The 8966-nt window shown below is 41.9% G+C and carries 6 protein-coding genes; 2 read left to right on the top strand and 4 right to left on the bottom strand.

Going from position 1 to position 8966, the window contains the following annotated elements; genetic code table 11:
* From J7K93_06990 to J7K93_06975, 4 genes are all read right to left on the bottom strand, one after another.
* Positions 1–506, bottom strand: a 506-nt coding sequence (locus J7K93_06990) for a VCBS repeat-containing protein (GenBank protein MCD6116741.1), incomplete at its 3' end; no start/stop codon positions are given.
* 68 nt (positions 507–574) lie between these two features.
* A complete protein-coding gene (locus J7K93_06985; protein ID MCD6116740.1) occupies positions 575–1396 on the bottom strand; it encodes a T9SS type A sorting domain-containing protein in 822 nt (273 codons plus the stop codon).
* 15 nt (positions 1397–1411) lie between these two features.
* On the bottom strand, positions 1412–3880 hold the full coding sequence (locus tag J7K93_06980; protein ID MCD6116739.1) for a S8 family serine peptidase: 2469 nt from the start codon (positions 3878–3880) through the stop codon (positions 1412–1414).
* 16 nt (positions 3881–3896) lie between these two features.
* Positions 3897–6731 carry a hypothetical protein gene (locus tag J7K93_06975; GenBank protein MCD6116738.1) on the bottom strand — a complete coding sequence of 945 codons (2835 nt, stop codon included), beginning with the start codon at positions 6729–6731 and terminating at the stop codon, positions 3897–3899.
* Positions 6732–7039: 308 nt separating this feature from the next.
* Between J7K93_06975 and J7K93_06970 the strand changes: the two genes are divergently transcribed.
* Together J7K93_06970 and J7K93_06965 are read left to right on the top strand one after the other, a co-directional pair.
* The gene (locus J7K93_06970) at positions 7040–7621 is read left to right on the top strand and encodes an HDIG domain-containing protein (GenBank protein MCD6116737.1); all 582 of its coding nucleotides are present in this window, start codon (positions 7040–7042) and stop codon (positions 7619–7621) included.
* 36 nt (positions 7622–7657) lie between these two features.
* The coding region (locus J7K93_06965) for a 3-isopropylmalate dehydratase large subunit (protein MCD6116736.1) at positions 7658–8966 on the top strand (1309 nt) is incomplete at its 3' end.

Genomic DNA, 8966 nt, shown 5'->3' with positions numbered 1-8966 from the left:
GTGGAATAGATATCCGATATAGTGCTTGTTATGTCTGTAAAACTGCCTGATCCGTCATTTCTGAAAATATTATTGTGATCCGCACCGATAATGGTTGTTCCGCTTCTTTTTACAGTTGTACCGTTTATCAGATCAAAATCGCCGTCATTGTCAAGATCCGCAAACACTGCTCCGTGTGAACCGCCGTCATAGTCATTTATTCCTCTTGCCGAGGCATCTTCTGAAAAAACAGTAAGAGCAGAATTAACATAAAACATATCCGAGATATCAGCAGTGTAGTACATTGTCATGTACAGATCAGGTAATCCGTCGCCTGTAATATCTGTAAATGCTGCACAGTGAGATCCTGCAGAAGGTGCAGACGGCAGAGCAGATGATGTTATGTCTGTAAACGAGAGCGCCGTGATATTTTTAACTACAGTAGAATCATTGCCGGATGCAAAAATCAAAAGAGGGGAAAAAACAATCAGTATTAATATCTTAATTTGTTTTACTAAGCTGTGCATACATCCCCGGGTTTTTAATAACTTTTCTCAATAAATATATAAATTTGCAGACATTTAAACAATAATTTTTATTTTATTAATGTTATTTTCTTAATACCTGTAAATCTGTCTGCTTTAAAAAGAACAATATAAATTCCGCTTGCCTGATCTGTACCTGATTCTGTTCTGCCGTCCCATTTTAAGGTATAAAATCCGGGATTTTGATCCTGAAAATAAAATGATCTTATGACCTTCCCGTTAACAGAAATAATCTTTATTGATGTACTTGTTTTTACAGGGATACTGTAATTGATGCTTACTTCCATGTTAAATGGATTGGGAAAAGGTTCGCATAAATTGAAGGATTGAGGTGCGGCTTTTCCCGGAGGTGCAACATCACTATATTTTAAAGGAACGTCAAGCCCTGTGTAAGTATTTATGGAAAGATGAGTCTTCTCATTATCATCAAAGGATGCATAAGCTCCGTCGGTTCTGGGATTTATCTGTGATGTCTGGCCAGGGTCTTTTATGCTGAAGTGGATTGTGGCTACATTTACCCATGCAGTATCAACTGCAGTACCCTGTCCGTCTGATCCGTTATAAAGAATGTTTACAGATGCCCAGGAACCGTTATTTGCAATATTCAGTTCAGAATAGAGGCCGCCTGAAAAATTGTGAGCTGTAACAAGAACAGGGCCTGAAAGGGCATTAGAGTTGTAATAAAAGGGGAAATTTGACGAGCCCAGCCTGTCCCATTTATCAGAAGCTCTTTTTATCATTAACGTTATCTGAAAGTCGTATGTTGTAAGTACTGTCTGCTTAAATTTAAGGTCAATATCGCCCTGCGCCCTTGTAAACTGCGGTATCAGTAAAATAAAAACTGCAATTAATATTTTAATCCGGTTTTGCAAAAATCAGCTCCTCTATTACGGCACTGCGGTTCCTATGCCGTTGTTTGCTTTAACACATCGGTTTTTATCGTGAGCATTGATGTATGTGTCCATGTTCATGTCGCTGTTTTTGTATCCGTATGTTCCGTTGTTGGGCCTCCACTCATTATTAAGATCATCTGCAGTAATAAATCCGTTTCCGTCTGCATCTCCTGCGTACATTGCATACACATTATCTTCAACCAGTTTTATACTGTTTGAGCCGTAAGCCTTTGAAACAGAATCGGTAAAGTCGTAGAGAACAGTGTGATCCGAATAGAGCGCGACTGAAGAAGAACTCATTATTTTAATATGGTTTCTGTGATTTATTACAATGTAGTAGCTGCCCTCCTGCACATCAAAAAAAATGTTTCTGTCATATCCGTCAGTGTCAACAATATTGCCGTCAGGATCAACAAAAACGCTTTTTGAAATAGCAGCAGAGCCGTCTGCAGAGGTTCTGAGCTGTATCAGAACCCAGTCAACAATCCCTGCAGGAACAGAACTGACAGTGCACGGATCTTCAGTGTAAGGAGAAGTGAGTGGAATAAGATCAGCGTCTCTCAGGCTGGTTTTCATTTTATGTGTACTGCTGTCATAGGGCCCTTCGAGAAATACCTTAAGCTGAACAGTTATTCCTGACATAGCTGCTTTAACATCAAGTTTGCCGTAACCCCATGTGCTGTTGGGGACTACTCCAGTGTATGTGTCTGAAGCTGTGTTTGAGCGGAGGTCAGAGTAAATTTCCGCAGGAGTAAGACACGGGTCTCTGTCAAGAAGAAGGGCGGCTGATCCGGCAACTACAGGACACGCCATACTTGTTCCCTGCATAATATAGTAATGTGCATCTCCTGCGTTCCATGTGCCGTCATCATCAATCCATCTGCTGTTTGCAGAAGTGTAAACGTCCCTGTCTCTAAGAGAAATGATTGCGCTTCCGGGCGCGGTAATGTCAGGTTTTTGGGTTCCGTCAATCCTGGGCCCTCTGCTGGAAAATGAACAAATATCGTCTAAAGTTTCCCCAAAGCCCCAGCTGTTGCCTGAATAATCTGCCCACGAAGACCTTGTAGTCCATGCGCCCACTGCAAAAGCATAGTCTGCTGTGGCAGGAGAAGATATTGTATATTCGGGGTCTGCATTTGCAAATGTTACACGGCTATTTACACCCCAGTCTTCAAAAATATGAAAAGCCTGGGATGAAGAGGAGTTGTTCACAACTTTAAGGTAGTATGTGCTCTCATCGGGCTTTACCCATTTGTTGTAATTGGATTTCTGGGATTCGGTTCCTCTTGTGCTTTCTGTTGTATGATAAAAAGTTACGTCCGAAAGCGGGGTGTATGAACCGTCAAAGTACTGAAGGCTGAGATCATTTCTTGCAGAGCCGTCATACCAGACAAGATTGAATTTTACAAAAGTAGAATCTTCTGCAGGTGTGGAGATATCAACCTGAATATAGCCGGTTGATGAATTTGCACTAACAGTTCCCGAATAGTGCCGGTTTTTATTAGCATCATTCCCTGCTGAAATAAAAACAGGCACGCCCTGGGAATAACACCAGTCAACTTTCTGCTCTGTAGGAAGAGAGCCGTCAAGATAGTCGTTCCATCCTCCGTAGCTCATTGTGATTATGTCTGCATTGTAAATATTTACCGCAGCGTCAAGAGCATTGATAATTGCTGTACTGGATGCTGTGCCGTCTGTGTCATTGGCAATTTTTAAAAATACAAGTTCAGCATCAGGAGCCATACCTTTGAATGCGCCTCCTCCGTTGCCTGTATTGCCCGAGGAGTAAATTCCTCTTCCGAGAACAGTACCTGTAACATGTGTTCCGTGTCCTGTAACATGATTTTCAACGTCACTGTTGAGAGTGGGATACTGAGAATAGTCCATTTTTTCAAAAGAAGAGGGCAGGTCCGAGTTAACAGGATCAGTGTCAAGCCCTGAATCCAGAATTGCTATTTTTACACCAGAGCCTGTCCAGCCTCCTGCCCAAAGATCAGAAGCATTTACAGCAGATGCTGCTGTGTTATTCATGGGCACAGATGTCCGGTTAGCAGTATCCACACGCCTGATAAATGCTTTATCAAGAACATCCTGAAATGAATTTGCAGGAACCCGCGCAAGCATAAATCCCAAAGGGTGGTTGGGGAAAATTGGCGGTGTCCATGATTCTGTAAAACATTCAACTCCAAGAAGCTGCAGCTTGTGTATCTCGCTGTTATCAGGCTCAGAATCAAAGTAGATAAAAACGTCAATCAGATCCGGGCCTTTAAGAAGCCTGTTTTTTTTGTCAATACTGTGTTTGTGAAAAATTTCCTGTAAAGTTCCGCTGCCGATTTTGGAAGAGTATTTTTCCATAAACCTTATGTCATCGGGATATTCCCTTTTGTATTGTGAGAACAGGGATACTGCAGTAAGAAAAATTAATAATGAAGTTGTTATTCTTATTTTTTCAATAATTTTCATCTTGTCTTGTATTCTTTTATTTTATCTGTGACATTTTACTTTCATTTTTTTTATAAATCCTGTTTTTATCGTGGGCATTAATGTATGTATCCATATTCATGTCGGAATTTTTATATCCGTATGTTCCGTTATTGGGGCGCCACTCGTCATTTAAGTCATATGAAGTAATAAACCCGTTTTCGTCAGCGTCGCCTGCATACATTGCCCATTTGTTGTCCGAAAATTCTTTTGCAGCATCATCAGGCGCTTTACCGTCGGAAAGGTAGTAGCGTGTCCCGTCTGTTGTAAAATCAAACAGAGCTGAAGAAGAAGATGAAAGAGCCTGTGCTGTTTTTGTCATTACTGCAAGGTGGTTTCTATGCTCAATAACAATGTAGTAACTGTCTTCTGATGCAGTGAGATTTATATATGAAGTTGTTCCATCGTCATCAACAATCATCCCGTCATTTCTCAGGAAGGCGCTTCTGTACGCAACTGCAGAACCTGCCGGATCAGCTCTTAAAGAAACAAGAACCCAGTCAACAATGTCAGAAGGGATACTGCTTACTGTTCTCCGGTCTTCCGAGTATGGAGATGTCAGAGGAATCAATCCTGCAGAATTGATAGATGTATTCATTTCGCCGGTACTTGTACTGTATGGCCCTTCAAGAAATATTTTAACTGCCACTCTTACGGAATAGCTTTCTCCAAGCCATTTTCCTATTCCCATACTTGTTTTTGAACCAGCTGTTTCAAATCCTCCCCCTGCGTAAAGACTCCCAAGGCATAAAGAGTTTACAGCATTATTCGTTCCGTCTCCGAGTGCAGACCATGAAGAACCGTCCCATTTGGCAATATTATTTGCAGAAACCCCGTCAATGGAAGAGAATGAGCCGCCTGCATAGCATGTATTCCCGCTTGCAGCAATAGTTTTAATTTCATTATCAGACCCTGTGCCCATAGCGGTCCATGAAGTTCCGTCCCATACTGCTATATCTTTTGCCGGGGACCCGCCTGCTGTTGTAAAACTTCCGGCTGCATACAAATATGACCCTGAAGCAGATAAAGATGAAACCGCACTGTTAACTCCCTTTCCTACTTTAAACCAGCCTGATCCGTCCCATTTTGCAATATACTGAATGTTATTATCTTCGCCTGCTTCTTTGAATATTCCCCCTGCAAAGAGAGTATCCTCTTTTACAGCAATTGTATAAACAGAGCTGTCAATCCCGGAGCCGAGAGCAGACCATGAGGATCCGTCCCATTCGGCAAGAAATTTTATTGATTTTCCTGAACCAACCTGGCTGAACTGGCCGCCTGCAACAAGATTTCCATTATAGATTGATAGAGAATATATGTAGTCATTTGTGCCGCTGCCTACATCCGACCATGAGGATCCGTCCCATTTGGCAAGATTGCTTACTGGAACGCCACCTGCTGTTGTAAAATTGCCCCCTGCGTAAATATTGCCGCTTGCATCTACAGTCAGCGCTTTGACATTACCGTCAGTAATACCCTGGCCAAGAGCATACCAGTCTGATCCGTCCCATTTGGCAATGTTGTTGACTATTTTTGTCCCTGCGCTTGTAAAGGAGCCCCCTGCATAAAGATCGTCTCCGGATTTGATGATAACATTAACTGTTCCGTAAATTCCCTTGTCATTGCCGCTTGTAATAGCAGACCATGAGGATCCGTTCCATTGGGCGATATGTACTGCTCCTGCTGTACCTGCGGTCGAAAATACGCCTCCCGCGTATAGAGTTGTCCCGTTCCAGGCAACTGCCAGTACTTTGTCATTTGGACCTGTGCCAAAGCCAGACCAGTCTGATCCGTCCCATATTGCAACGTTGTTTGCTGTAGTACTTCCGGCTTTATCAAATAATCCTCCTATTGTAACTGTATTATCACCAGTACTGCACCATATTGCATTTACAGAGGGAGATGATGAACTGTTTATTACTCCGCCGTTTAAAGTTTGCCATCCGTTAGCTGCATCCCATCTTGCTATATTGCTTGCAGCTATAGGAGTATAAGGATTTAAATTTGCTACCCCTGTAAAAATTCCTCCCGCATAAAGCGTATCATTAATCATATCCATAGTATAAACAGTATTATCCGTACCTGCACCAAAGTATTCACTGACAAATGATGAGCCATTCCAGCATGCAATATTAGTTCCTATGTCACTAAAATTTCCACTAATGTAAACATTTGTACCGTGAACAATTATTGCATATACTTCTCCGCTTGTTCCTCCCCCCATAGCATACCATGAAGACCCGTCCCATTTTGCTATGTGGTTTGCAGGTGCTCCCCCTGCTTCTGTAAAAGCACCGCCTGCGTATATGTCAGAGCCGTTAATGGTAAGGGCATTGACAGTTCCGTTTGTACCAGTGCCCAAAGAACTCCATGAAGATCCGTCCCATTTTGCTATGTGGTTTATGGAGGAGCCCCCTGCTGTTGTGAATGTACCTCCGGCATACAGGTTTCCGCTTCCGTCCACTGCAAGGCAGCTAACTGTACTGTTCATCCCGCTGCCGAGAACGTACCATGAAGATCCGTCCCATTTGGCAACATAATTTGCATTTAAATTACTTACTGTGCTGAAAGTGCCGGCAATGTAAACATCATTTCCGTATACTGTAACTGCTGAAATATTACCGTTTGTCCCCGGAATGCTGAATATGGATTCCCAGTCATCATTTCCTGCGGAAACCTGATTGTTCAAAGCAGCCGGCAGATACAGTCTATCTGCGGTATTCACGGATTTGATATCTGTGCTTTTCTTGACTGGCTGTGCTGAAACAACAGAGATCATGATGAAAAGTGTGACATTTAAAATTATTAGAAATGCTGTAAATTTAAATTTCATTGATAATACTCCTGTTCACACTTTATTTTTTACACCATTATTAAATGTTGCATATTTTATACCACCTGTGAGGGGTTTCAGTCTGCAATTGATATACATAGCGTAACATTAGTATAATCAATACCATATACCCCATAATCAAGCGCTCGGAAAAATTTACAAATTGTTTCATTGTGAAATACGGGAAAAATGTTCCGGTTTTCATTTTCGGATAAAAAAATCCGCAAAACAAAGGGAAATCTTGCTTTTATTGGTTTAACTTCATATCTTTATCGGAGTAATAAAAAAGTTTTTTTAGAGGAGACGATATGATAACAGAAAAAGATATTTATACTCTTTTTAAAAAACAGTTGGACAGCATTCAGGATCAGGCAATTAAAAAGAAAGTTACAGACACCTGGCTGCTCGGCTGTAAAAAAGGCGGCTGGAATTCAGTTGATGAATTATTAAAAATTCCTTTTACCCTGCTTGTTGATACAGCAGGGATTAATTTTATAGAGCATACAATTTCCGTTACAGAAGGCGCTGCAGCTTTGGCAAAAGCTCAGACAGAAAATTATAAAAATCTTCCCTACAAAATAAACTTTGACAGATTGTATGCAGGAGGCCTTTTGCATGATGTGGGAAAACTTCTTGAAATAGAACCTGACGGGAACGGAGGATACAGAAAGAGCCTTTCCGGGAAATATGCAAGACACCCTATTTCCGGAGCTATTCTGGCCCAGGAGTGCGGACTATCCGAAGATATAATCAACACTATTGCATGTCACTCCAAAGAAGGAGACGGCAGGCCTCAGGTTATAGAAACAGTTTTTATTCATCAGGCGGATTTTGCAACTTTCAATCCTTTTGCCATGAGATCAAAAGGGCTGTTGATAGAGGAGCAGTAGTCATAAATAATATTAATGAAAAAAACAGGAGCTGCTATGCCGGGAACAATGATTGAAAAGATTCTTTCCGCTCATTCCGACCGCGAACTCAAAGCAGGCGATATAGGAGATATTGTAATTGATGCGCGTATAGCGCGGGATTTCGGCGGTGCGAATGTTGTAAAGAATCTTAAAGAAAACGGTCTTAAAGTTGCAGATACAAAAAGGACGTTTTTTACTTTTGATACAAACCCAACCGGTTCGGATCAAAAATATGCAACTAACCAGCAATTGTGCAGAGTGTTTGCCAGGGAAAACAACATAAGAGTTTTTGATATTGATAACGGCATAGGAACCCACACTGCAATTGACGATGCACTTGTTCTTCCGGGCGGTACTCTTATTTCAACGGATTCTCATGCAAATATACTGGGAGCAATCGGAGCATTCGGTCAGGGTATGGGAGACAAAGACATTGCCGCTGCATGGGCAACAGGAAGAATCTGGTTTAAGGTACCCAAATCAGTAAAAATTACCCTTAAAGGTATGCCTGGTGAAACGGTATATCCTAAGGATGTTGTTCTCTATCTTTTGCAGCAACTGGGAGCTGCAGGACTTTTGGGTTATGCTGCGGAGCTTTACGGTGATTATGTGGATTCTCTTCCTTTAAGCGGAAGAATAACAATGGCTTCAATGGCTACTGAAATGGGCGGAATTGTTGCGCTGTTTCCTCCTAACAAAGATGTTCTTGAGCATTTTGAAAAAGTTACAGGCAGACCTGTTGAAGCGGTTTACAGTGATGAAGGTGCAGAGTATGAAAAGGAGATAGAGTTTGACATTTCCGGTATAAAACCTCTGATTTCCCGTCCTGGGCACCCTGAAGATGTGGTATCAGTTGATGAAGTTTCAGGAACAAAGATTGATTCTGCATTTATCGGATCATGTACAAACGGAAGATTTGAAGATCTGAAAGTTGTTGCGGATATTCTTAAAGATAAAAAAGTTGCGCCCGGAGTTGTTTTAAAAATAGTGCCTACAACGCGAAAAGTGTGGGAGAGGTGCCTTAAAGAAGGGTTGATAGAAATATTTATGAAAGCAGGCGCTCTTGTAGGTAATGCGGGGTGCGCAGGCTGTGCTGCAGGCCAGATCGGTCAGAACGGCCCGGGTGAAATTACAGTCAGTACAGGAAACAGAAATTTTACAGGCAAACAGGGAAAAGGCGAAGTATATCTTGCTTCTCCTGCAACAGTAGCTGCATCTGCAGTAAGCGGAGTTATTACCACATCTTATCAGATTCCTGACAAGCCTGCAGTATTTAAACCGTCAGGAAAGTCTGAAACAGGGGAAAGTGTTAAGCCTGCTCAGC

The organism is bacterium, assembly GCA_021158245.1.
Taxonomy (GTDB): Bacteria; Zhuqueibacterota; QNDG01; order QNDG01; family QNDG01; genus QNDG01.
This window is presented reverse-complemented; position numbering and strand designations above follow the sequence as displayed.